Raw genomic sequence first — 23,721 nt, forward strand, 5'->3', positions numbered from 1 at the left:
AATGAAATGGAAACGAATGTGAAAAAAAGGCACTGGGAAACAGCAAACAAACGGCTGCTTGCCAAAATGATTGCAGAGTTTTTATATGAAGACATGATTTCAGCGGGGAAAACGGATGGTCTTTATCACCTTTCATTAAACGGCGGGACGATGTACAGATTCCAAGCGGAAGAACGGCTTATGGACAGCTACTGGATAGACCCTGACTCCATTCAGATAAAAACAGGCGGTGAATGGGTGAATGCTAAAAGCGCAGTTGCTTTCCTGCTTGAGCTGCAAAAGGAAATCGGCATCAAACCATTTACTGCCGCTTTTCTGATTGAAGAATATAAACGGACACTGCTTGCCGATGCCCATATCATGGCCAGCCAGGAAAATCAGCGGACTGAGTCCCTCCTTGAAATCGATTATGCAGAGCTTGAAGGGGAAATGACCGGTCATCCATGGATTACATATAACAAAGGAAGAATTGGATTTTCCTATACGGATTACCTACAGTATGCGCCGGAACAGAAGAAGGAGGTAAAGCTTGACTGGATAGCTGTTTCAAAAGAGAAGGGGAGCTTTCATTCAATTGAAGAAGTAAATTATGAAGATTTACTGAAAAGCGAGCTGGGTGATTCCCTTTGGGTAACGTTTCAGAAGGTTCTGCATGAGGAAGGTATTCAGCCGGAGGACTATTTCTTCATGCCTGTTCATGAATGGCAGTGGAATCATGTCCTGGTACCACTTTTTTCAGAAGAGCTGTTTGAAAAGCGCATCGTTTATCTTGGAAAAGGAGAGGATGAGTACCTGCCACAGCAATCCATCAGAACGTTCGTGAACATGAAAGATAAGATGAAATATCATGTAAAGCTTCCGATGAGCATTTTGAATACACTCGTTTATCGCGGCCTGCCGTCTGAGCGGGTGGTGCTTGCTCCGGAAATCACGCAGCATATTCAGGGAATCCGGGATCGTGACTCATTCTTGCGTGATACATGCAGAGTTATACTCCCTGGAGAAATAGCAAGCATGAACTACGCTCATCCTGATTATACAAAGCTGCAAGGGGCTCCATATCAATTCCTTGAAATGCTCGGTGTCATCTGGAGAGAAAGTATTTATTCGTTCCTAGACGAAGGAGAGCAAGCGATAACCCTAGCTGCGCTTTTATATGTTGGGGAGGACGGAGAATCCTATGCGCTTAAACTTGCCAAAAAGGCAGGCCTCAACGCAGAAGAGTGGACAAAACAGCTTTTTGATGTGCTGCTTCCGCCGCTTCTGCACTACTTATATCAATATGGAACCGTTTTTTCGCCGCACGGTCAGAATACCGTTGTCATTTTAAAGGACAGCAAACCGCACCGTCTCGCCGTTAAAGATTTTGTGGATGATGTGAACATCAGTGATCAGCCGCTGTCAGAGCTGGAAAACATCTCAGCAGAGTTAAAAAATGTGCTGAGAAGCGAGGCTCCGGAAGGACTCTGTCAATTTATCTTTACTGGATTGTTCGTATGCCACTTCCGCTATCTCGCAGACATTCTTCATCGGAGCAGGGAGCTGGATGAAACTGTTTTCTGGTACATGCTAAGAGAGACGATTCTTTCTTATCAGGCGCAGTTCCCAGAACTGAAAGAACGATTTGAGCTGTTTGATCTGCTGAGACCATCCTTTAAAAAACTTTGTCTCAACCGGAACAGGATGATAGAATATGGGTATGGCGATGGCGTTGACCGGCCTCATGCTTCAGAATTTGGAAGAGTAAAAAACCCGCTGGCTACTGGAAAGCCTGCAGTTGTTTAAAAAAGTTAGGGTGACAGCATTCAATAGATGCTGCCACCCTTTTTTATCGTGAAATAGTAAACATATATTTTTATTCTAATTGTTTAAAGAGTCACACTATATTATAATGAAAGAGAAGCGGGAAAATTTACAATAGTATAAAAAGGAGGGTTACTATGTATGATTCTAAACCATGGCTCACCGCTTATCCTAAAGAAATTCCTGCAGAACTGGAGTTTCGAAAAGAACCTGTTCAGCAGTATTTAGTAGATGCAGCAAAAAGCTTTCCAGAAAAAGTTGCCATCCATTTCATGGGGAAGGAGATGACATATAAAGAGCTATACCATGAATCAATAGCATTTGCTAGTTATCTTCAGCAGATTGGTATTGCAAAAGGTGACCGAGTTGCCATCATGCTTGCCAATACTCCACAATCAGTCATAAGTTATTTTGGTATATTAATGGCTGGGGGAATTGTTGTTCAAACCAATCCGTTATATACTGAACGTGAACTTGAATACCAAATGAAGGACTCAGGTGCAAAGGCGATCATCACACTCGACATCCTCTATCCTCGCGCTTCTAAGGTGATGCCGCAAACAGATTTGCAGCACATAATTGTAACCGCTATCAAAGACTACCTGCCATTCCCAAAAAATCTAGTCTATCCTTTTATCCAGAAAAAGCAATATGGAATTGTTGTAAATGTAAAACATGAAGGCAATACCCATCTATTTAAAGAAATCGTAAAAACGGAACCAAAAAAACTAGTACAATATGACTTTGACTTTGAAGAGGATGTAGCACTCCTGCAATATACTGGAGGTACAACCGGTTCTCCAAAAGGGGTTATGCTGACACATAGAAATTTAGTAGCTAATTCATCCATGTGTACGGCTTGGCTTTATAAATCCAAACCTGGAGAGGAATCAGTCCTAGGCATAGTTCCTTTTTTCCATGTCTATGGAATGACAATCATTATGATCTTATCTGTCATGCAGGCTTATAAGATGATAATATTACCAAAGTTTGACGCTCTTACTACATTAAAAACGATCCAAAAGCAGCGCCCTACCTTGTTTCCTGGTGCGCCAACCATTTATATCGGTCTATTAAATCATCCTGATTTGAAAAAATATGACTTATCTTCTATTGACTCTTGTCTTAGTGGCTCTGCTCCACTTCCAATAGAAGTTCAAGAAGAATTTGAGAAGGTTACAGGTGGGAAACTTGTTGAAGGGTATGGATTAACAGAATCTTCTCCCGTGACACATTCAAATTTCTTATGGGATCGTCCGCGCGTAAAAGGCAGTATTGGTGTACCATGGCCAAATACAGAAGTAAAAATTATCTCATTGGATGATGGTGAAATCATGCCAGTTGGAGAAATTGGTGAAATCATCATAAAAGGTCCACAAGTGATGAAGGGTTATTGGAATCGACCAGATGCTACAGCGGAAACAGTTAAAGAAGGCTGGCTATATACTGGAGATCTTGGTTATATGGATGATAATGGATATTTCTATGTAGTAGATAGAAAGAAGGATATGATCATAGCTGGAGGATTTAATATCTACCCTAGAGAAATTGAAGAAGTCTTGTATGAGCATCCTGATGTATTGGAGGCCGTGGCTGCTGGTATTCCCGATCCATACCGTGGTGAAACCGTTAAGGCATATGTGGTGTTGAAGGAAGGCTCAAAACTTACCTCAGATGACTTGAATCAATACGCTCGAAAATATTTAGCGGCATATAAAGCCCCACGATTATATGAATTTAGAGAAGAATTACCGAAAACAGCAGTAGGGAAGATTCTTAGAAGAACCCTTGTTGAAGAAGAAATGAGAAAAATAGAGGAAGAAAACAAAAAACATGCCTAACCCACGCACTTCTTTTTTTTGCGTAATATAACTTGTCCCACCGGAAACAATAAAGTAATATAAAAATGTCGTTGTATTTCTTGACAGAAATACAACTAATATCTATTATAAAAATATGAATGATTATTCATTCATATTTTCTTTTTGTAGAAAATATTTCTTCAAGAGGAGGGAGAACACAATGAAAAAAAATAAACCAAAATACATGCAAATCATCGATGCAGCCGTTATTGCAATCGCAGAAGTTGGTTATCACCAAGCACAGGTTTCAAAGATTGCAAAGCAAGCCGGTGTCGCAGATGGAACCATTTATCTTTATTTTAAAAACAAAGAAGACATTCTCATCTCACTCTTTGAAGAAAAAATGGGAAGCTTTATTGAAAAAATAGATGAAATGATAGCAGGAAAAGAGACCGCGGCGGAGAAGTTATTAATGATGATAGAAGCTCATTTTAAAAACCTGTCTGATGACCATCACATGGCAATCGTAACTCAACTTGAATTGAGACAGTCGAATAAAGAATTGCGTTTACGTATAAACAATGTTCTAAAAGGCTATTTACGCGTGATTGATAAAATCATCATTGAAGGGAAAGAAACGGGAGAGTTTTCAAGTGATCTCGATGTCCGTCTAGCCAGACAAATGATTTTTGGCACAATGGATGAAACCGTTACAACCTGGGTTTTAAATGAGGAGAAATACGATTTAGTCGCACTCGCTAAACCGGTTCATCAGCTACTGATTAAGGGCTGCGGGAATCATTAATTTTTGAGTGTACGAGAAGGAGGGATTCTATTGGAATACTTAAAATGGTCTAATCAAGACTCTATCGCGACGATCACCATTGTGCGTCCACCGGCAAATGCCCTCTCACAAGGACTATTACGAGAACTGTCGGCTGTACTAGACGAAATTGAACCTAATCGTGACATTAAGGTGATTGTCATTCATGGGGAAGGTCGTTTCTTCTCAGCAGGTGCAGATATTAAAGAATTCACAACCGTCTCTTCATCTGAAGGATTTGCGAATCTTGGAAAATTTGGACAGGATTTGTTTGACCGGATGGAGAAATTTCCTAAACCAATCATTGCAGCTATTCATGGTGCAGCACTTGGCGGCGGCTTGGAACTAGCGATGGCTTGTCATATCCGTTTAGTGGGTGAAAAGTCCAAACTTGGTCTTCCAGAGCTGCAGCTTGGGTTAATCCCTGGCTTTGCCGGCACACAACGACTTCCTAAATATGTGGGCGTGGCACGGGCAGCAGAAATGCTGTTTACATCTGAGCCAATCACAGGAATGGAAGCGGTTCAATTTGGCTTGGCAAACCATGCATACCCAGAAGATGAAGTGTTAGAACAAGCACTTAAATTGGCGGGTAAAATTGCTAAGAAAAGTTCAGGGTCACTAAAAGCGACCATTCAATTATTAAACTATGCGAAAACTGAAGAGTTTTACGAAGGCTCCAAGAAGGAAGCTGAGTTATTTGGAGAAATTTTTGTATCCAATGATGCAAAAGAGGGAATTCAGGCTTTTATTGAAAAAAGAGAGCCGCATTTTAAAGGTGAATAACTTCTATCTCAATTAGAAGTTACGAATAAATTTTTTTTGCTAAAAATATTCTTAATCTTTGGAACAGAAAAAATGTTTGCATTATAGGAGGGAAATCATGAACATTTATGTACTTTTGAAAAGAACGTTTGATACGGAAGAAAAGATAACGATTGCAGGCGGAAAAATCAATGAAGATGGTGCAGAGTTTATCATTAATCCTTACGATGAATATGCAGTGGAAGAAGCTATTCAAGTCCGTGACGCAAATGGCGGGGAAGTAACCGTTATTTCTGTTGGTACGGAAGAATCTGAAAAGCAATTACGTACAGCACTCGCTATGGGAGCTGATAAAGCAGTATTAATTAATACAGAAGATGATGTGCAGAATGGCGATCAATTCACAACAGCTAAAATTATTGCTGAATATCTTAAGGATAAAGATGCAGACCTAATTTTGGGTGGAAATGTTGCTATTGATGGCGGTTCTGGTCAAGTAGGTCCACGTGTGGCTGAATTGTTAAACATTCCGTATGTGACGACGATTACAAAGCTTGAAATTAATGGTACAAATGTAACCGTTACCCGTGATGTTGAAGGTGATTCTGAAGTAATCGAAACAAGCCTGCCGTTATTGGTAACTGCTCAACAAGGGTTGAACGAGCCACGTTATCCATCACTCCCAGGTATTATGAAAGCGAAGAAAAAGCCGCTTGATGAATTAGAATTGGATGATCTTGATTTAGAAGAAGACGATGTTGAAGCAAAAACAAAAACAATTGAAATTTACTTGCCTCCTAAAAAGGAAGCTGGAAAAGTGTTATCTGGAGATTTAAATGATCAGGTAAAAGAACTTGTTCACCTTCTTCATACAGAAGCAAAAGTAGTTTAATCGTAATTGCACTTATACGTTCGCAAGGAATAATTTTGATTAGACAATAATGATTCGCAGGAGGGTAAAGGAATGACTAGAAAAGTATTAGTATTAGGGGAAACGCGTGACGGTTCACTACGTAATGTTTCTTTCGAAGCAATTGCTGCAGCAAAAACAGTAGCAGAAGGCGGAGAAGTAGTAGCTGTTTTAATCGGAGAAAATGTTAGCGCTTTAGGTGCAGAGTTAGTTCAATTCGGTGCTGACCGCGTAGTTGTTGTTGAAGATGAAAAGTTAAAACAATATACATCTGATGGTTTCGCTCAAGCATTGCTTGCTGTGCTTGAAAAGGAAAGTCCAGAAGGTTTAGTAATTGGGCATACTTCCTTAGGAAAAGACCTTTCCCCAAGGATTGCTGCTAAATTAGCTTCCGGTTTAATTTCTGATGCAACGGCTGTTGAAGTTGCAGGTGGGAATGTTGTCTTTACTCGACCTATCTATTCAGGTAAAGCGTTTGAAAAGAAAATTGTTACAGACGGTTTAATTTTTGCAACGGTTAGACCAAATAATATTGCACCACTAGCCAAAGATGAAAACAGAACAGGTGAAGTTGCTTCTCTATCAGTGGAAATTAAAGACCTTCGTGCCATTATTAAAGAAGTAGTTAGAAAAGCAAGCGAAGGTGTTGATTTAAGTGAAGCAAAAGTCGTTATCTCTGGTGGCCGCGGGGTGAAGAGTGCGGAAGGCTTTGAACCACTTAAGGAATTAGCGAACGTTTTAGGCGGTGCCGTTGGTGCTTCTCGTGGAGCTTGTGATGCTGACTATTGTGACTACTCCTTACAAATCGGTCAAACGGGTAAAGTTGTTACACCTGACTTATACATTGCCTGCGGTATTTCTGGAGCCATCCAGCACTTAGCAGGTATGTCCAACTCCAAGGTAATTGTTGCTATCAACAAAGACCCAGAAGCTAACATCTTTAAAGTAGCCGATTACGGAATTGTTGGTGACTTATTCGAGGTTGTACCACTCTTAACGGAAGAGTTTAAAAAACTTAAAGTTCACTCATAATAAAAGGGCGAGCAGTAACTAACTGCTCGCCTTTTCTCATAGTATAAGCTGGAATACTTAATGTATTTTAGGGGAAATTACATGCGAGACAGATTATTAGCATGATGGTTTAAACAATGCTATACTTTCGTTGTATTTAGTATTCATTAGGAGGGCTTTACAAATGGCTATTTCAAACGTAACAGATGCAAATTTCTCTGCTGAAACAGGCTCTGGCCTTGTACTTGCGGATTTCTGGGCACCATGGTGTGGACCTTGTAAAATGATTGCTCCAGTTCTTGAGGAAATTGACTCAGAAATGGGCGATAAAGTAAAAATCGTAAAATTAGATGTAGACGATAATCAAGAAACTGCTGCTAAATACGGCGTTATGAGTATCCCTACACTTCTTGTTTTCAAAAATGGCGAAGTAGTTGACAAAGTAGTCGGCTTCCAACCTAAAGATGCTTTAGCAGGTGTATTAGAAAAGCACGTATAAGCAGAGATAACCTTAGCTAGCAATACACTAGCTAAGGTTTTTTATTTTTTATTTACAAGCTGAGGATTTAATTTGGCAATCTGTTGGTTGGAACGGAAGGCACGAAGACTCCTGCGGGAGAAGCGAGACAGGCGAGACCCCGCAGACACGCAGTGTCGAGGAGGCTCGGCGGTCGCCCGCGGAAAGCGAAGTGCCTGGAGTGGAAAGCAACAGAAACTTAATAAACAGCCATTGGAAAAAGAATCAGGCTTTTCTTTATCTGCTTTATCATTTAAAATTTTAGGATAGATATAAAAAAGACGGAGAGGAGCAGCTTGGAATGAATGAAAACATCAAACAAAAATTAACACTGCTGCCTGATCAGCCTGGCTGCTACTTGATGAAGGACCGTCAGGGAACGATCATTTATGTAGGAAAAGCAAAAATACTGAAAAATCGAGTGCGGTCTTATTTCTCAGGTTCACACGATGGAAAAACGTTTCGACTTGTAAATGAAATTGAGGACTTTGAATATATCGTTACCTCATCCAATATAGAAGCACTGCTTCTTGAGTTAAATTTAATAAAAAAATACGATCCAAAATATAATGTGATGCTGAAGGATGATAAGACTTATCCGTTTATAAAGCTGACGGCGGAAAGACATCCGAAACTAATCATTACTAGAAAAGTAAAAAAGGATAAAGGTAAATACTTTGGTCCCTATCCGAACGTCATGGCTGCAAATGAAACAAAAAAGCTGCTAGATCGAATTTACCCTTTACGGAAATGTTCAACCCTTCCGGACCGCGTATGTTTGTACTATCACTTAGGCCAGTGCCTGGCACCATGCGTTAACGAAGTTCATGAAGAGCAATACAAACAAATGACAGATGAAATTACCCGCTTTCTCAATGGCGGTTTCAAAGAAATAAAAAAAGAACTAACAGAGAAAATGACCAGTGCCTCAGAAGAATTAGATTTTGAGCGTGCCAAGGAATTCCGCGACAAAATTTTTCATATTGAAACCATAATGGAAAAACAAAAAATCACGATGACAGATTTTACGGATCGTGATGTTTTTGGCTATGCCGTCGATAAAGGCTGGATGTGTGTGCAAGTGTTCTTTGTTCGCCAGGGAAAACTAATCGAACGTGACGTTTCCATGTTTCCAATTTACAATGAGCCGGAAGAAGAAATTTTGACTTTTCTTGGTCAGTTTTACGAAAAGTCGAATCATTTTAAGCCAAAGGAAATTCTCATTCAAGATGAAATTGACTTGAGTTTAGCGGAACAGCTTCTTCAAGTTAAGGTACTAAAGCCGCAGCGTGGTCAGAAAAAAGATCTTATTAAAATGGCTATTAAAAATGCAAAAATCGCATTGAATGAGAAGTTTTCGTTAATTGAAAAGGATGAAGTACGCACGATTAAAGCAGTTGAGAATCTTGGTGAGCTTATGGGCATCTATACCCCGCACCGAATTGAGTCCTTTGATAACTCAAATATTCAGGGGACAGACCCTGTATCTGCCATGGTGGTATTTATTGATGGAAAGCCAAATAAGCGAGAATATCGAAAGTATAAGATTAAATCCGTTAAAGGCCCTGATGATTATGAATCAATGCGTGAAGTAACAAGAAGAAGGTATTCAAGAGCGCTAAAAGAGGAATTACCACTTCCTGACCTCATCATTATTGATGGTGGTAAAGGACATGTGGAGGCGGTCAGAGACGTCCTAGAAAATGAACTTGGCTTAGATATTCCACTCGCTGGATTGGTGAAGGATGATAAACACCGAACATCAAATCTTCTCTATGGAAATCCACTTGAGATTATTCCACTGGGAAGGAACAGCCAAGAGTTTTATTTATTACAAAGAATTCAAGATGAGGTTCACCGTTTTGCGATTACCTTTCACCGTCAAATTCGTGGGAAAAGCGCTTTTCAGTCATTGCTAGATGATATTCCAGGTGTGGGTGAAAAACGTAAAAAACAACTGTTAAAAGAATTTGGTTCAGTAAAGAAAATGAAAGAAGCGACATTCGAAGAATTTCGTGCGCTTGGTATTCCTGCCCCTGTAGTGGAGGAATTAATTAAAAAACTTCAATCTTAGTAATTGTCAGAAAAAAACCGCTATGCTATAATGAGTGAAAATTTATAAATACTATCACTTTTTAATACTGAAGTGAAGGTAGAGGTGCGAACTTCAATAGTAATGATTCTGAGAAGGATGAGCTTCAAGGAAGAATCATGAAAGGGGATGTTCGCCGAAGTGAAGGAAGTCTCATTTCTTTCTTTGCTGGTCCTGTATTGAATAAATGCCGGATTGTCAAGACTGTATGTCTTGGAGAGCTATCTTACATTGTCGACGCAGAAATTTTTTTGTGTATTTAAAGCAATGAGATGCCCTCTCATTGCTTTTTATTTTTTTTGCGGGGAAAAATACAATGATAGCTAAACCTATAACTGAAAACTGAAAGCAGGGGAAAAGATGGGTTTAATTGTACAAAAGTTTGGCGGCACTTCGGTTGGAAGTGTAGAAAGAATACTAAATGTAGCACAGCGGGTAAAAGCTGAAACCGAACAGGGGAATCAGGTTGTTGTCGTGGTTTCAGCAATGGGGAAATCAACGGATCAATTGGTGAATTTAGCAAAAGAAATTTCAGGGCAGCCAAATAAACGAGATATGGATATGCTGTTAAGCACAGGTGAACAGGTAACAATCGCTTTATTATCAATGGCGCTTAATGAGCAAGGTTTACCTGCCGTTTCGTTTACAGGCTGGCAGGCTGGAATTGTCACAGAGCCTGTCCATGGGAATGCCCGGATTACCACTATTAATACAGAGTCTGTACAGCATCAACTGAATGCTGGGAATGTGGTAATTGTTGCAGGTTTCCAAGGGATTACGGAAGATGGCGAGATTACAACCCTCGGACGTGGTGGTTCAGATACGACAGCGGTCGCGTTAGCTGCAGCGCTAAAGGCAGATAAATGCGATATTTATACAGATGTAACGGGGGTTTTCACAACCGATCCGAGATATGTGAAAAGTGCACGTAAATTAAAATCAGTGTCTTATGATGAAATGCTTGAACTTGCCAACTTAGGGGCAGGTGTCCTGCACCCGAGAGCAGTAGAATTTGCGAAAAACTATCAAGTAAGGTTAGAAGTTCGCTCAAGTCTAGAAAGAGTAGAAGGAACAGTGATTGAGGAGGAAGCATCAATGGAACAAAACCTAGTAGTCCGTGGAGTGGCATTTGAAGATGAAATTACAAAGGTAAGCGTATTAGGGCTTGCTAATTCGTTAACGAGCTTGTCAACAATCTTTACAACATTAGCTGAGAACCATTTAAACGTCGATATTATCGTTCAAAGCACAACTGAAGCAGAAAGTGCTAATCTTGCCTTCTCCATTAAAACAGATGATTTATTAGAAACGTTAAATGTCCTTGAAAATAATAAAGGTGTTCTTAATTATGAGCAACTTGATGCAGAAAACAAGCTGGCGAAAGTGTCGATCGTTGGCTCGGGAATGATTTCAAACCCAGGAGTTGCAGCAAAGATGTTTGAAGTGCTTGCAACCAATCAAATTCAAATAAAAATGGTCAGCACCTCAGAAATCAAAGTCTCAGCCGTAGTCGAAGAAAAACACATGCTAAAAGCCGTAGAAGTGTTACACCAAGAATTTGGTCTTTCCACCGACAACCAATAAAAGAAAAAAGCGGTGACTCAGGCACCGCTGCCCCACTTTGCGCGTCATATGGAGTCTTTGTGATCCCATTTGACGGTGAAGTGGACTTTGTTTGCTTTTTTTACTGGGTGTTCAAAGGTTTCGGCGATGACTTGTTTTTGGAGTTGAATTTGTTCTGCTAGGAAGCCTGCTTCGATTTGGAAGTAGTGTTCGGCTTTTGTTTTGACGCGAGAAACGATTAGCGGGCTTACTAGTTCGAATTCAATTTGATCTTTTCTCTCCTTTGTTAGTTGGAGCTGCCCCCATGAGGCTTTTGTAAAGAATTCAATGATGTCTTCGAGCGTGTTTAATGGGTGCTTACGCGCTAATCTTTTTCCAGCCCAATAAAGAATCTCTGGAGTGTCTTTTCCTAAAATCTCAGGCAATACAAATTCTCTAATTAACTCATAACCAAATAGTGAAATATTTCTTGGTTCATCACTTTGTAAAGTAAGTTCAACGGCAGTACTTTCATTCATATTACTTCCCCCTCTTTCTACCATTCTATTATATACAACTACAACTTTAAAGAAGAACACTTATAATGGGAAATAGTGTAAAGCGTTAGCGTGTTGAAGGATTATTATCTTGCAATACGATAGCCTGTCTTTCATCATAATTATGTTTCCCAAATCAAATCTTAGAGTGATGATAAAAATTAATTTTTTTAAAGTAATTTTACTGGTTTTAATACTATATATTTCCATTATTATAAACAAATCTTACAATTTATTATAATATCAATATATTTAAAAAATTTTATATTTATGTGATTTTTGTGTATCCGTTTTCTTGACGCTCTTTCCGGATGGGAGTAAAATGGACATGTCACATAATTGTCACAGTGATGCTAAGTTTGAATTCTACTTAAAAGAATATTAAAAAACTGCTTAACATCATTTTAAAAATTCAAGGGGGGTTAATTATGGCGGGGAATCGAGAGTTTTTGAATCGAAGATTGCATTCATTACTAGGAGTAATTCCAATAGGTTTATTCCTTGTGCAGCATCTAGTAGTCAATCATTTTGCTACAGGAGGGGCTGAGTCCTTTAACAAAGCTGCGGATTTTATGGGGAACCTTCCTTTTAGAATTGTCCTAGAAACTGTAATTATTTATTTACCAATTTTATTTCATGCAATCTATGGGCTTTATATTGCTTTTACCGCAAAGAACAATGCAGGGAAATATAGTTATTTCAGAAACTGGATGTTCTTACTACAGCGTGTATCAGGTGTCATTACGTTAATCTTTATCACTTGGCACGTATGGCAAACGCGCGTTGCAGCAGCATTTGGGGCACATGTAAACTATGACATGATGGCAGATATCCTATCTTCACCATTCATGTTTGGTTTCTATCTGATTGGTGTCATTTCAACTATTTTCCACTTTGCAAACGGATTGTGGTCATTCTTTGTTAGCTGGGGTATTACAGTTTCCCCACGTTCACAAGTAATTTCTACATATTTTACAATTGGTGTTTTCTTCGTTCTTTCTATCGTAGCAATTAGAACACTTTTAGCTTTCGTTTAAAAATAAACTTCATACTATGTGTTGAAAATATCGGATTTTTGGATTAAGGGAGTGAGTCACAATGAGTAAGGGTAAGGTGATCATCGTTGGTGGCGGCTTAGCCGGCTTAATGGCAACCATCAAAGTTGCAGAAGAAGGAACACCAGTAGAATTATTTTCACTTGTTCCAGTAAAACGTTCCCACTCCGTTTGTGCCCAAGGTGGTATGAATGGAGCAGTAAATACAAAAGGTGAAGGTGATTCACCATGGATTCACTTTGATGATACCGTATATGGCGGAGACTTCTTAGCCAACCAGCCTCCAGTAAAGGCAATGTGTGAGGCAGCACCTGGTATCATTCACTTAATGGACCGGATGGGCGTTATGTTTAATCGTACACCAGAAGGACTATTAGATTTCCGTCGCTTCGGGGGTACTCAGCATTCGCGTACAGCATTTGCGGGTGCAACTACTGGTCAACAGCTGTTATATGCGTTGGACGAGCAGGTTCGCCGTCACGAAGTAGCGGGATTAGTTACAAAATACGAAGGCTGGGAATTCTTGGGTTCGGTTGTAGATGACGATGGAGTTTGCCGCGGAATTGTCGCACAAAACTTAACATCTATGGAAATCAAATCCTTTGCTGGGGATGCTGTCATTATGGCAACCGGCGGTCCTGGAATCATCTTCGGAAAAACAACGAACTCTGTTATTAATACAGGTTCGGCTGCATCCATCGTGTATCAACAAGGTGCATATTACGCAAATGGTGAAATGATTCAAATTCACCCTACTGCCATTCCAGGAGATGATAAACTTCGTCTAATGAGTGAATCGGCTCGTGGTGAAGGTGGTCGGGTTTGGACGTATAAGGACGGAAAACCATGGTACTTCCTAGAGGAAAAGTATCCGGCTTACGGAAATCTAGTACCACGTGATATTGCAACTCGTGAAATCTTCTCTGTCTGTGTGGATCAAAAGCTTGGTATTAATGGCGAGAACATGGTATACCTAGATCTTTCACATAAAGATCCAAAAGAACTAGATATTAAACTTGGTGGAATCATTGAAATCTATGAGAAATTCATGGGTGATGATCCGCGTAAAGTTCCAATGAAAATTTTCCCTGCCGTACATTATTCAATGGGTGGGCTATGGGTTGATTATGATCAAATGACGAATATTCCTGGACTTTTTGCTGCCGGTGAGTGTGATTATTCACAGCACGGTGCCAATCGTTTAGGTGCGAACTCATTACTTTCTGCTATTTATGGCGGTATGGTCGTTGGACCTAATGCTGTAAGATACATCAAAGGTCTTGAGAAGAGTTCAGATGCTGTATCATCAACTGTATTTGATCGTCATGTGAAGGAACAAGAAGATAAGTGGGCTTCCATTATGTCTTTAAGTGGTACGGAAAATGCGTACGTTCTTCACAAGGAGCTTGGTGAATGGATGACTGATAATGTTACCGTTGTTCGCCACAATGACAGACTATTAAAGACAGATGAAAAGATTCAAGAGTTATTAGAGCGTTATAAAAATATTAACATTCAAGATACAAGCAAATGGAGCAATCAGGGAGCAACCTTTACGCGTCAATTACAAAACATGCTTCAATTGGCACGCGTAATCACAATCGGTGCTTACAATCGTAATGAAAGCCGCGGCGCACATTATAAGCCTGAATTCCCGAACCGTGATGATGAAAACTTCTTAAAAACAACAATGGCGAAATTTGTTGATGGCTCATCTGCACCAGCTTTCCATTACGAGGAGATTGACGTTTCCTTAATCAAGCCTCGTGAACGCAACTATGCAAAAAAGAAAGGGGAGTAGTAACATATGTCTGAAAATAAAACAGTAAAATTTATTGTTACCCGTCAAGATAGCCCTGATTCTGCTCCTTATGAAGAGGAGTTTGAGCTAGCGTACCGTCCAAATATGAACGTAATTTCTGCTTTAATGGAAATTCGTAGAAATCCTGTTAATACAAAAGGACAAGCTACTTCCCCAATTACTTGGGATAGTAACTGTCTTGAAGAAGTTTGTGGAGCATGTTCCATGGTGATTAACGGTAAGCCGCGCCAATCATGTTCGGCGCTTGTTGATCAATTAGAACAGCCAATCCGTCTAGAGCCAATGAGAACATTCCCGGTTGTGCGTGACCTTCAGGTTGACCGCAGCAGAATGTTCGATGCGTTAAAGAAAGTAAAAGCTTGGATTCCAATCGATGGAACATACGACTTAGGACCTGGTCCTCGTATGCCAGAGAAAAAGCGTCAATGGGCGTATGAACTTTCAAAATGTATGACTTGTGGTGTTTGTCTAGAGGCTTGTCCAAATGTAAACAGCAATTCAAACTTTATTGGACCACAGCCGCTGTCACAGGTACGTTTATTCAATGCTCATCCAACAGGTGAGATGAATCGTTCAGAACGTTTAGAAGCGATTATGGGTGATGGCGGACTTGCGAACTGTGGTAACTCACAGAACTGTGTCCAATCATGTCCAAAAGGAATCCCATTAACGACATCGATTGCCGCATTAAACCGTGATACCACTCTTCAAGCATTTAGAAACTTCTTCGGAAGCGACCAGGTTTAAAAAAGATTCTTAAAACCTTCTTTTCTATCATGAAAAGAAGGTTTTTCTTTCTTTAAGGCTTGGACTTTTAAATTACCATTTGGTATACTAGTAGTAACAGTTTTCGTTTGAGGGGGATAGATCGTGAGAAAGCTTCCGTTATTCATAATATTGGCAGGATTAGTTGTAGTCGGAATCGGAATTTGGCAAATCGTTGAGACTAATTTTCAGACTGATGCTTCACTTAAAGAAGCGAAAAGAATCGTGGCACAGGCTGAGTCTAGATATGATGATGAAGATTCTTTTAAAAACCCTAAGAAAATCGATCCTCCTAAATTTGGAGACACAGTCGGGTTATTAACGATACCGAAAATTAAATCTGAGTTAGCCATCGTTGAGGGTACCGACCCGAATGATTTGAAAAAAGGGGTTGGCCATTACAAAGGCTCCTACTTTCCAGGTGAGAATGGGCAGATTGTCTTATCTGGGCATCGTGATACGGTTTTCAGGCGTTTAGGTGAATTAAAGCCTGGAGATATCTTTGAAGTGGCTATGCCAAACGGTAAATTTAAGTATGAACTTACCAATACAAAAATTGTGGATGCGGATGATCGGTCAATTATAACCCTGCAAAATACGCAGGAGGAATTAATAGTAATCACATGTTATCCATTCCGATTTGTTGGAAACGCACCACAACGTTATATCATTTATGCTAAACCAATTTAAAGTCCTTTACTCAGGGGCTTTTTTATTATTATTTTTTTTTATAAAATTATTCTCCTTCAAGCATTTCTAGTCACTCTAGGTGTGCTATTCACATAAGATATCGTGACTAAATATATACCCACCCCACGGTTCATAACTGGCGAAGGCAAGGAGGGTCACAATACTTGAAGGAGAATGAATATACTCACAAGCCGTTACTCACCAAACGTGAAAGAGAAGTATTCGAACTCTTAGTACAGGATAAAACTACTAAGGAAATCGCTGGTGAATTGTTTATAAGCGAGAAGACGGTTCGAAATCATATTTCCAATGCTATGCAAAAGCTTGGTGTAAAGGGGCGTTCACAAGCAGTTGTAGAGCTCCTTCGTATGGGAGAGCTAGAACTTTAATCATGACCGGCTTCCTACGGGAGGCCGGTTCATGTTTTTATTTTATACATATGAATTTTGTGCAGGGATATTTCAACTTGAAATTTTTGCGAAAAAAGTAGAAAATAAGAGCAAGATAAAAGAACGGCTAAAGTCTAGGAAAACAAGGCAAAGGGACGCCTCATATAGGAGTGTTATAGAGATGACTGTCGAAAATTCACAAAAAATCAGCGAGGAAATTGTCGCTAGGTTAGAAAAAGATTTACGGTATATTTCAGGTATTATCAAACAAAAAGGTAGAGAGATGCTGACTCATTATAAAATAACGCCACCGCAATTTGTGGCACTGCAGTGGCTATTTGAAGATGGTGATATGACCATTGGAGAGTTGTCCACTAAAATGTATTTGGCTTTCAGTACGACAACGGATCTTGTTGACCGGATGGAAAAAAATCAACTCGTTGTAAGAGTGAAAGACCCTAAGGATCGACGAGTAGTTAGAATCCACTTACTTGAAGAAGGCGAAAGAATCATTGATGAGGTAATAAAAAAGCGACAAGTTTATTTAGAGGAAGTCTTGGCGAATTTCTCGTTAGAAGAAATACAACAACTTCAAACCAATTTAATGAAACTGCATCAAGATATGCGTTAAAAGTACTGTTTTCGAAAATTGATGTTAAAATCCTAAAGCCGATTTTAACGTGGAACAAACTATTTTGTACTTGAAATAAAGTTTGCAAGCTCTTTTCTTACAATTGAAGGCACTTTGGAACAAGTCGTAGCTAATATAAGCGCTTTTTATCTCAAAAGGCAATAATGTTTAAGAAAAGAGCCTTAAAAAGAGGCGAGAAATTTGAAACAACCAATTGGTGTAATAGATTCCGGTGTAGGTGGATTAACGGTTGCAAAGGAGATTATGAGGCAGCTTCCGAATGAAAAGATTATTTATTTGGGAGATACAGCGAGGTGCCCATACGGACCAAGAACTCTTAAAGAAGTAAAACGATTCACTTGGGAACTAACAACATTTTTGTTAGGGAAAAATATAAAAATGCTCGTCATTGCCTGTAACACGGCAACAGCGGCTGTTCTTGATGAAATTAGGAATGAACTAAGTATTCCAGTGATAGGAGTCATCTATCCTGGAGCACGTACTGCGATTAAGCGTACAAAGAACTATCGGGTAGGGATAATTGGCACCGAAGGAACAATTAAAAGTGGTGCCTATGAAAAAGCTTTAAAAGCACTAAACAGCCGATTATTTGTGACAGGACAAGCCTGCCCAAAGTTCGTTCCACTTGTTGAGAGTGGAGAATATGACGGAGAGATTGCGGAAAGAATTGTCGTCGAAGCCTTAAAGCCGTTGCAAAATCAAAATTTAGATACTCTTATCCTCGGCTGCACCCATTACCCGTTACTGGAACCACTTATCCAAAAAGTAATGGGTGAAACTGTGAATGTTATCAGTTCTGGTGATGAAACAGCCAGGGAGATTAGTGCAATCCTTCAGTATAACGGCATCCTCGAAAGTGATGAGGATGAACCGGAGCATGAATTTTATACTACAGGCTCAAAGTTTATTTTTTCAAAAATTGCAAAACAGTGGCTGGGCGTACCCATAAATAATGTGAAAAAAATTAAATTATAATTAAGCTCCCATTACAGGAGCTTATTTTTTTTTAGAAAAAAAGAATGAATGTCCTAATTTTCTTTTCAAAGGCGGTCTAATTAGTTTAATAGGCTCGTATACATGATAGTACAAACTGTCTTAGGAGGGAAAAAATATGTCAAAAAATAAAGTGAAACCCTTAGTTACAGCTGTTTTTGCTTCAACGCTACTATTGTCGGGGTGCGGTTTGTTCGGAAACGAAGAGCAGAAAAAAGTTGATCCACCAAAGCAGGTTACAGTAACCGATACCACCCCAACTAAGGAAACCACTGGTAAGAGCGAAGAAGTCGAAGGAGAAGTGAAAACAGAGTTATACTTAATTAATAAAGATGGGTATGTTGTACCACAAACATTGACATTACCGAAAACAACCTCGGTTGCCAAGCAAGCTTTAGAACACTTAGTTGCGAATGGACCAGTTCAAGACATGCTGCCAAATGATTTCCGCGCAGTTTTACCAGAGGAAACTCAAATATCTGTGAACATTAAAGATGGCGTAGCGGTGGTTGACTTCTCGAAGGAATTTAAGAACTATCAGCCAGAGGATGAAAGGAAAATCCTCGAATCTATAACTTGGACACTCACTCAATTTGATACGATTGAAAAGGTAAAACTTCAAATGAATGGCCATGAATTAACGGAAATGCCCGTGAATGGTACGCCAATCAGTGAAAACTTATCAAGAACAACGGGTATCAATCTTGATACTGCCGACGTTATGGATATTACGAACACCAAGCCAGTAACCGTTTATTATATTGGCGGAGAAGAAAATGCATACTATTATGTACCTGTTACAAAACGGGTTAACACAAGCGAGAAGAATAACATCGTTGCAATTGTCAATGAACTGGTAAAAGGGCCGAATTCAAAATCAAACCTCGCTTCAGAGTTTATGCCTGACGTGGAACTTTTAGAGGCACCAAAAATTGAGGATGGAAAAGTAACACTGAACTTTAATAAATCGATTTATGGAAGCTTTGAAGAAAAAATTGTTTCGGAGCATTTATTAAATGCACTTGTTCTTTCTTTGACTGAACAAAAAGGAATTGAAAGTGTTGCGGTTACGGTAGATGGCAAGGCTGAGTTGGTAAATGATAAGGGTGTAAAACTTTCCGAACCAGTAACTCGTCCAGAAAAAGTCAATACAGGTAGTTTCTAAAAAAATATTTTTGATATACTATATAGTGATAATCGCAAGAGGTTGCCTTTAGGCTTCCTCTTCTTTATTTGATTTTAGAATTGCCGAAAAAGGTGGGAGAGGTATTCCCCACCCATAAGGAGGAAATAGTTGTGCGTGTTGATGGAAGAGAACGACTGCAATTAAGACCCATACATATTGAAACAGGTTATTTAATGCATCCGGAAGGCTCGGTCCTTATTTCTGTAGGGAACACAAAGGTTATATGTACAGCAAGCATAGAGGAGAGAGTGCCTCATTTTATGCGAGGAGAAGGGAAGGGCTGGATAACCGCAGAATATTCCATGCTGCCGCGGGCAACGGAAACGAGAAACATTCGTGAGTCTTCTAAAGGGAAGGTTACCGGCAGAACGATGGAAATCCAGCGGTTAATTGGCAGAGCATTACGAGCTATTGTTGATTTAACAGCGCTGGGGGAAAGAACTGTGTGGATCGACTGTGATGTCATTCAAGCAGATGGCGGGACTAGGACTGCATCGATAACAGGGGCATTTGTCGCCATGGCCATTGCCCTCCATCGACTTGGAGAAAAAAAGGGATTTAAGTTTCCGATTACAGATTATTTAGCGGCAACGAGTGTTGGAATTTTAAAAAATAACGAAACTGTGCTTGATTTGAATTATGCGGAAGATTCTAAAGCACTCGTTGATATGAATATCGTAATGACGGGAAATGGAGAATTTGTTGAATTACAGGGAACGGGTGAAGAATCTACTTTCTCTTACCAACAACTTCAGGACCTGTTAGGTGCAGCGCAAGAAGGACTAATGGAACTTTTTGAACATCAAAAAAGTGCACTAGGGGAAGAAATAACTGCAAAAATCGAAGCTAGAAGAAAGAAATAAGGGGACAAGAGTATGAAGGAAGTTATTATTGCGACTAAAAATCCGGGTAAGGCAAGAGAATTTGAACATATATTTGCACCAAGAGGGATAGAGGTGCGAACACTGCTTGATTATCCCGAAATTGAGGATGTTGAAGAAACGGGTGCAACTTTCGAAGAGAATGCAACATTGAAAGCTGAGGCAATTTCTCAGCAATTTAATAAAATGGTCATTGGTGATGATTCAGGCTTAATCGTAGACGCGTTAGGTGGCAGACCTGGGATATATTCTGCAAGGTATGCTGGCGAGCAGCCTAAGAGTGATCAGAAAAACCTTGAAAAGGTACTTGATGAATTACAAGGTGTTTCTGAAGAAGAGCGTACTGCTCGATTTTATTGTGCGCTGGCTGTAGCTATACCAGGGAAAGAAACGTTTACGGTGTCAGGAACGTGTGAAGGAAGAATTTTAGAGGAACAACGTGGTACAAATGGATTTGGTTATGACCCCGTCTTTTTTGTACCGGAAGAAGGCTGTGCTATGGCAGAGTTATCAGCGGATGTAAAAAATAAAATCAGTCATCGAGCAAATGCGTTGAAAAAGTTGGATGGAATCTTAGATTCTATTGTGAAAAGAGCGGAATAATCATGAGCAAAGTTCTTGTTGTAAGTGATAGCCATGGTTTAACGAAAGAACTAGAGGTATTAAGGGAGCGTCATTTAAACGAAGTAGATTTAATGCTCCACTGCGGGGACTCCGAATTGGTGCCTGACAATAAAGCAATGAGCGGTTATTTAACGGTGATGGGAAACTGTGATTTCGGCGGCGGCTATCCGCTTGAAACAACAACTGAGATTGCTGGGAGGAAGTTCTTTATTACCCACGGTCACAAGTATTCTGTGAAGACATCATTAATGAACTTAAAATATAAAGTTGCCGAAGTTGGTGCGGATATTGCCTGTTTCGGGCACTCGCACGTTTTAGGTGCCGAGGTCATTGGGGATACGTTGTTTTTGAACCCTGGGAGCATTCGCATGCCAAGGGAACGCTGCGATAAAACCTATGTGATTCTAGATTTATTGGATGAGAGTATTAAAATGTCCGTATTTGATATCAGCGGACATGAGTTAAAGGATTTAGCGTATGAATTTGCTTTGCCAAAGAGATGAGGGAAGGATTTATCCATTAGGCTACCTAGAGTGACCCAAATGCTATTTATGAAAGATCTTGGGTCACTCCAGGGTAGTTGCATTGCCCAAAGTGTTATTTATGAAAGGTCCAGGGTCACTCCAAGGTACCTGTATTGCCCCAAATGCTATTTATGAAAGGTCCAGGGTCACTCCAGGGTACTGTATTGCCCCAAATGCTATTTATGAAAGATCTTGGGTCACTCCAGGGTAGTTGCATTGCCCAAAGGGTTATTTATGAAAGGTCCTGGGTCACTCCAGGGTACCTGTATTGCCCCAAATGCTATTTATGAAAGGTCTTGGGTCACTCCAGGGTACCTGTATTGCCCCAAATGCTATTTATGAAAGGTCCTGGGTCACTCCAGGGTACCTGTATTGCCCCAAATGCTATTTATGAAAGGTCTTGGATCACTCCAGGGTACCTGCATTGCCCCAAATGCTATTTATGAAAGGTCTTGGGTCACTCCAGGGTACCTGCATTGCCCCAAATGCTATTTATGAAAGGTCTTGGGTCACTCCAGACCACCTGGAATGCCCCAAATGCTATTGATTAAAGCTCTTCGGTCACTCTAAACGCTTTGGATTAACCCAGATTCTATTTCGATTAGCCTGTTTTTCTAGTGAGCATAAAAAAATCTTCAAATAGTGTTGACTTTTATATAAATCCTTTATATAATAAATCTTGTCTTTGAAATACAAATACGTCCCAGTAGCTCAGCCGGATAGAGCATACGCCTTCTAAGCGTACGGTCGGGAGTTCGAATCTCTCCTGGGACGCCATTTAACTACATACCAAAATATATTACTCACCTTTCGAAGGTGAGTTTTTTTGTTTTTACGAATACCAGTTACTTAAATACTCCATTTTTAACTTTGGTCAAAAGATTGTACCCGAAAAAGGTTGCAGCTGAATTTTCGGTAACAATAACCCCATGATTGTGCCCAAAAATACCGCAGTAGTAGATTTTGGGTGAAAATCCCACCATGATTGTTACCGAAAACCAAGCCATATCGAATTTTCGATAACAATTCCTGAATTATCCCAGAAAACCCTCAAACAACAACAAGTCTTTTGTTTTTACACTATTTCATGCTAAACTTATTTCCATCTAGAAACAAAAGGGCGGTATACATATGAAAAAACGGGAACGAGCGAAACGGAAAGATAATATAATATTCCTTCCCGGACTCGAAAAGAGATTGACGGATAAGGGCCTTGAGAACCTACAGAATAAGCGGTATCAAGAAGCCATCACCTTGCTTGAGGAGGCAAGGGAGCATGATCCGGAAAATAGTGATATTTTAGTAGGTCTCGTGCTCGCTTATTTTGAAGCTGGAGCCTATATAAAAGCCAAAGACTTGGCTAACGAAATGCTGTTAAAGGGAATTGGCGACTACTTCCATTTGGTTGACCTCTACCTAACCATATTAATACAGCTTCACGAATACCAGGAAATCGTCTCAACGATTGAAGCTTTATTTGACGAAATGGAGATTCCTCCAGACCGGCATGATCATTTTCTGACCATCCTGCAATTTAGCAAACGAATGGCCGACAATAATCAACAGGATTCAGGTGAAGATACAGAGGAAGATACTGATTTAAAAGAATTAAATCTCGCATCATTAAAAAGCTTAAATGAGCAAATGCTCGTGATTTCCAATTTGGCAGAAAAGAATATTCGACCTTATATAGAAGAAATCAAAGAATATCTGACATCAGATACGGGTCACCCATTCCTAAAAACCATGCTGCTCTCCTTATTAAAAGAGCAGGAATATGATAAAGAGATAATGGTTAAAAAGTTTAGTGAAGATCTATACATTGTTCCAACAGAACTCCCAGACATCCAAACGCAGCCGAGAATGCAGGAAATCGAAAATCTACTAGAAAAAAGATTAGAAAATAGTGATCCTAGTCTTTTTGAACATATCAAAGGGATGATCGAACGGATTTTCTTTATTAGCTATCCATTTGAGTTCAAGCCTAAAGAATCCTTAGCCTGGGCGTGCGCCTTTCACTTCCTCGTACTTGGTTATCTTGGAGCAGATTATGATTTAAACGCTCTAGCAAATGAATACGAGATTTCACCAGAAAAAATAGAGCAGGCTCTTTCAAAAATCAGAGAATTAGAAGAAATTTCTTATCCTAATATATAGGTAACTCTGTTGAAAGAAAAAAATCCTGTGTTATAATGTAAGGGTTGCTATTGTGTAAAACTATTTTTTACATAAAAAATGAGGATAATGTCTTGTGTAGACAAGTCATATTCCTATCAATTTCGTTGCGAATGAAATGATAATAGATTGTTGGAGGGAAA

At 39.7% G+C, this 23,721-nt stretch carries 22 protein-coding genes, 1 tRNA gene and 1 riboswitch; of the genes, 22 read left to right on the forward strand and 1 reads right to left on the reverse strand.

Annotation, left to right across the window (positions count from 1 at the left end; translation table 11 throughout):
- Positions 1-6 precede the first annotated feature (6 nt).
- The 9 genes from QUG14_RS24945 to QUG14_RS24985 all read left to right on the forward strand — a co-directional run bounded on the left by QUG14_RS24945 (position 7) and on the right by QUG14_RS24985 (position 11,307).
- Positions 7-1,785, forward strand: coding sequence for an IucA/IucC family protein (locus QUG14_RS24945; protein WP_289343156.1), 1,779 nt, complete (start codon positions 7-9; stop codon positions 1,783-1,785).
- Positions 1,786-1,940: 155 nt separating this feature from the next.
- Positions 1,941-3,644, forward strand: a complete 1,704-nt coding sequence (locus QUG14_RS24950; protein ID WP_289343157.1) for a long-chain-fatty-acid--CoA ligase — start codon at positions 1,941-1,943, stop codon at positions 3,642-3,644.
- Between the two features lie 181 nt (positions 3,645-3,825).
- Positions 3,826-4,410 (forward strand): fatty acid metabolism transcriptional regulator FadR, encoded by a 585-nt coding sequence (locus QUG14_RS24955; RefSeq protein ID WP_289343158.1) that lies wholly within the window; start codon positions 3,826-3,828, stop codon positions 4,408-4,410.
- A gap of 30 nt (positions 4,411-4,440) precedes the next feature.
- The gene (locus tag QUG14_RS24960; protein ID WP_289343160.1) at positions 4,441-5,214 is read left to right on the forward strand and encodes an enoyl-CoA hydratase; all 774 of its coding nucleotides are present in this window, start codon (positions 4,441-4,443) and stop codon (positions 5,212-5,214) included.
- Between the two features lie 97 nt (positions 5,215-5,311).
- The gene (locus QUG14_RS24965) at positions 5,312-6,085 is read left to right on the forward strand and encodes an electron transfer flavoprotein subunit beta/FixA family protein (protein WP_289343161.1); all 774 of its coding nucleotides are present in this window, start codon (positions 5,312-5,314) and stop codon (positions 6,083-6,085) included.
- Positions 6,086-6,157: 72 nt separating this feature from the next.
- Entirely contained in the window at positions 6,158-7,135 is a 978-nt protein-coding gene (locus tag QUG14_RS24970) for an electron transfer flavoprotein subunit alpha/FixB family protein (RefSeq protein ID WP_289343162.1), read from the forward strand.
- A 163-nt stretch (positions 7,136-7,298) separates the two neighbouring features.
- Positions 7,299-7,613, forward strand: coding sequence for a thioredoxin (gene trxA, locus QUG14_RS24975; RefSeq protein WP_095248849.1), 315 nt, complete (start codon positions 7,299-7,301; stop codon positions 7,611-7,613).
- Between the two features lie 319 nt (positions 7,614-7,932).
- Positions 7,933-9,705, forward strand: a complete 1,773-nt coding sequence (uvrC, locus tag QUG14_RS24980) for an excinuclease ABC subunit UvrC (protein ID WP_289343163.1) — start codon at positions 7,933-7,935, stop codon at positions 9,703-9,705.
- A 71-nt stretch (positions 9,706-9,776) separates the two neighbouring features.
- Positions 9,777-9,955, forward strand: a riboswitch (Lysine riboswitch).
- A 128-nt stretch (positions 9,956-10,083) separates the two neighbouring features.
- Positions 10,084-11,307, forward strand: a complete 1,224-nt coding sequence (locus tag QUG14_RS24985) for an aspartate kinase (RefSeq protein WP_289343164.1) — start codon at positions 10,084-10,086, stop codon at positions 11,305-11,307.
- Positions 11,308-11,351: 44 nt separating this feature from the next.
- Here QUG14_RS24985 and QUG14_RS24990 read toward each other — a convergent pair whose 3' ends face one another.
- Positions 11,352-11,804 (reverse strand): YslB family protein, encoded by a 453-nt coding sequence (locus tag QUG14_RS24990; protein ID WP_289343165.1) that lies wholly within the window; start codon positions 11,802-11,804, stop codon positions 11,352-11,354.
- 446 nt (positions 11,805-12,250) lie between these two features.
- Here QUG14_RS24990 and QUG14_RS24995 point away from each other — a divergent pair, with 446 nt between their 5' ends.
- The 13 genes from QUG14_RS24995 (at position 12,251) to QUG14_RS25055 (ending at position 23,560) form a co-directional block, all read left to right on the forward strand.
- Positions 12,251-12,859, forward strand: coding sequence for a succinate dehydrogenase cytochrome b558 subunit (locus QUG14_RS24995; RefSeq protein WP_289343166.1), 609 nt, complete (start codon positions 12,251-12,253; stop codon positions 12,857-12,859).
- 61 nt (positions 12,860-12,920) lie between these two features.
- Positions 12,921-14,678 carry a succinate dehydrogenase flavoprotein subunit gene (gene sdhA, locus QUG14_RS25000; protein WP_289343167.1) on the forward strand — a complete coding sequence of 586 codons (1,758 nt, stop codon included), beginning with the start codon at positions 12,921-12,923 and terminating at the stop codon, positions 14,676-14,678.
- Between the two features lie 6 nt (positions 14,679-14,684).
- A complete protein-coding gene (sdhB, locus tag QUG14_RS25005) occupies positions 14,685-15,446 on the forward strand; it encodes a succinate dehydrogenase iron-sulfur subunit (protein WP_289343168.1) in 762 nt (253 codons plus the stop codon).
- Between the two features lie 120 nt (positions 15,447-15,566).
- Positions 15,567-16,154, forward strand: coding sequence for a class D sortase (locus tag QUG14_RS25010; protein WP_289344230.1), 588 nt, complete (start codon positions 15,567-15,569; stop codon positions 16,152-16,154).
- A 164-nt stretch (positions 16,155-16,318) separates the two neighbouring features.
- Complete coding sequence (gene gerE, locus QUG14_RS25015) at positions 16,319-16,543, forward strand: spore germination transcription factor GerE (RefSeq protein WP_009796032.1); 225 nt, start codon at positions 16,319-16,321, stop codon at positions 16,541-16,543.
- 181 nt (positions 16,544-16,724) lie between these two features.
- Positions 16,725-17,174, forward strand: a complete 450-nt coding sequence (locus QUG14_RS25020; RefSeq protein ID WP_289344231.1) for a MarR family winged helix-turn-helix transcriptional regulator — start codon at positions 16,725-16,727, stop codon at positions 17,172-17,174.
- 201 nt (positions 17,175-17,375) lie between these two features.
- Entirely contained in the window at positions 17,376-18,170 is a 795-nt protein-coding gene (racE, locus tag QUG14_RS25025; RefSeq protein ID WP_289343169.1) for a glutamate racemase, read from the forward strand.
- Between the two features lie 136 nt (positions 18,171-18,306).
- Positions 18,307-19,353 carry a GerMN domain-containing protein gene (locus QUG14_RS25030; RefSeq protein ID WP_289343170.1) on the forward strand — a complete coding sequence of 349 codons (1,047 nt, stop codon included), beginning with the start codon at positions 18,307-18,309 and terminating at the stop codon, positions 19,351-19,353.
- A 131-nt stretch (positions 19,354-19,484) separates the two neighbouring features.
- On the forward strand, positions 19,485-20,237 hold the full coding sequence (rph, locus tag QUG14_RS25035) for a ribonuclease PH (protein ID WP_289343171.1): 753 nt from the start codon (positions 19,485-19,487) through the stop codon (positions 20,235-20,237).
- Between the two features lie 12 nt (positions 20,238-20,249).
- Positions 20,250-20,858: an XTP/dITP diphosphatase gene (locus QUG14_RS25040; RefSeq protein WP_289343172.1), complete on the forward strand. Its 609-nt coding sequence runs from the start codon at positions 20,250-20,252 to the stop codon at positions 20,856-20,858.
- A 2-nt stretch (positions 20,859-20,860) separates the two neighbouring features.
- The gene (locus QUG14_RS25045; protein WP_289343173.1) at positions 20,861-21,382 is read left to right on the forward strand and encodes a metallophosphoesterase family protein; all 522 of its coding nucleotides are present in this window, start codon (positions 20,861-20,863) and stop codon (positions 21,380-21,382) included.
- A gap of 721 nt (positions 21,383-22,103) precedes the next feature.
- Positions 22,104-22,180, forward strand: a tRNA-Arg gene (locus tag QUG14_RS25050).
- Between the two features lie 354 nt (positions 22,181-22,534).
- Positions 22,535-23,560, forward strand: coding sequence for a tetratricopeptide repeat protein (locus tag QUG14_RS25055; protein WP_289343174.1), 1,026 nt, complete (start codon positions 22,535-22,537; stop codon positions 23,558-23,560).
- Positions 23,561-23,721: the final 161 nt, after the last annotated feature.

Origin of the sequence: Neobacillus sp. CF12, assembly GCF_030348765.1 — a bacterium.
Classification (GTDB): Bacteria; Bacillota; Bacilli; order Bacillales; family Cytobacillaceae; genus Neobacillus.

What these genes read in the sequence shown, in the direction of transcription:
- QUG14_RS24950 (WP_289343157.1), top strand. Translation starts at nt 1,941, where the DNA reads ATGTATGATTCTAAACCATGGCTCACCGCTTATCCTAAAGAAATTCCT.
- sdhA (WP_289343167.1), top strand. Translation starts at nt 12,921, where the DNA reads ATGAGTAAGGGTAAGGTGATCATCGTTGGTGGCGGCTTAGCCGGCTTA.
- QUG14_RS25040 (WP_289343172.1), top strand. Translation starts at nt 20,250, where the DNA reads ATGAAGGAAGTTATTATTGCGACTAAAAATCCGGGTAAGGCAAGAGAA.
- QUG14_RS25020 (WP_289344231.1), top strand. Translation starts at nt 16,725, where the DNA reads ATGACTGTCGAAAATTCACAAAAAATCAGCGAGGAAATTGTCGCTAGG.
- QUG14_RS25045 (WP_289343173.1), top strand. Translation starts at nt 20,861, where the DNA reads ATGAGCAAAGTTCTTGTTGTAAGTGATAGCCATGGTTTAACGAAAGAA.
- QUG14_RS24955 (WP_289343158.1), top strand. Translation starts at nt 3,826, where the DNA reads ATGAAAAAAAATAAACCAAAATACATGCAAATCATCGATGCAGCCGTT.
- QUG14_RS24995 (WP_289343166.1), top strand. Translation starts at nt 12,251, where the DNA reads ATGGCGGGGAATCGAGAGTTTTTGAATCGAAGATTGCATTCATTACTA.
- trxA (WP_095248849.1), top strand. Translation starts at nt 7,299, where the DNA reads ATGGCTATTTCAAACGTAACAGATGCAAATTTCTCTGCTGAAACAGGC.
- QUG14_RS24965 (WP_289343161.1), top strand. Translation starts at nt 5,312, where the DNA reads ATGAACATTTATGTACTTTTGAAAAGAACGTTTGATACGGAAGAAAAG.
- QUG14_RS24990 (WP_289343165.1), bottom strand. Translation starts at nt 11,804, where the DNA reads ATGAATGAAAGTACTGCCGTTGAACTTACTTTACAAAGTGATGAACCA.
- uvrC (WP_289343163.1), top strand. Translation starts at nt 7,933, where the DNA reads ATGAATGAAAACATCAAACAAAAATTAACACTGCTGCCTGATCAGCCT.
- QUG14_RS24945 (WP_289343156.1), top strand. Translation starts at nt 7, where the DNA reads ATGGAAACGAATGTGAAAAAAAGGCACTGGGAAACAGCAAACAAACGG.
- sdhB (WP_289343168.1), top strand. Translation starts at nt 14,685, where the DNA reads ATGTCTGAAAATAAAACAGTAAAATTTATTGTTACCCGTCAAGATAGC.
- QUG14_RS24970 (WP_289343162.1), top strand. Translation starts at nt 6,158, where the DNA reads ATGACTAGAAAAGTATTAGTATTAGGGGAAACGCGTGACGGTTCACTA.
- QUG14_RS25055 (WP_289343174.1), top strand. Translation starts at nt 22,535, where the DNA reads ATGAAAAAACGGGAACGAGCGAAACGGAAAGATAATATAATATTCCTT.
- QUG14_RS24985 (WP_289343164.1), top strand. Translation starts at nt 10,084, where the DNA reads ATGGGTTTAATTGTACAAAAGTTTGGCGGCACTTCGGTTGGAAGTGTA.
- QUG14_RS25030 (WP_289343170.1), top strand. Translation starts at nt 18,307, where the DNA reads ATGTCAAAAAATAAAGTGAAACCCTTAGTTACAGCTGTTTTTGCTTCA.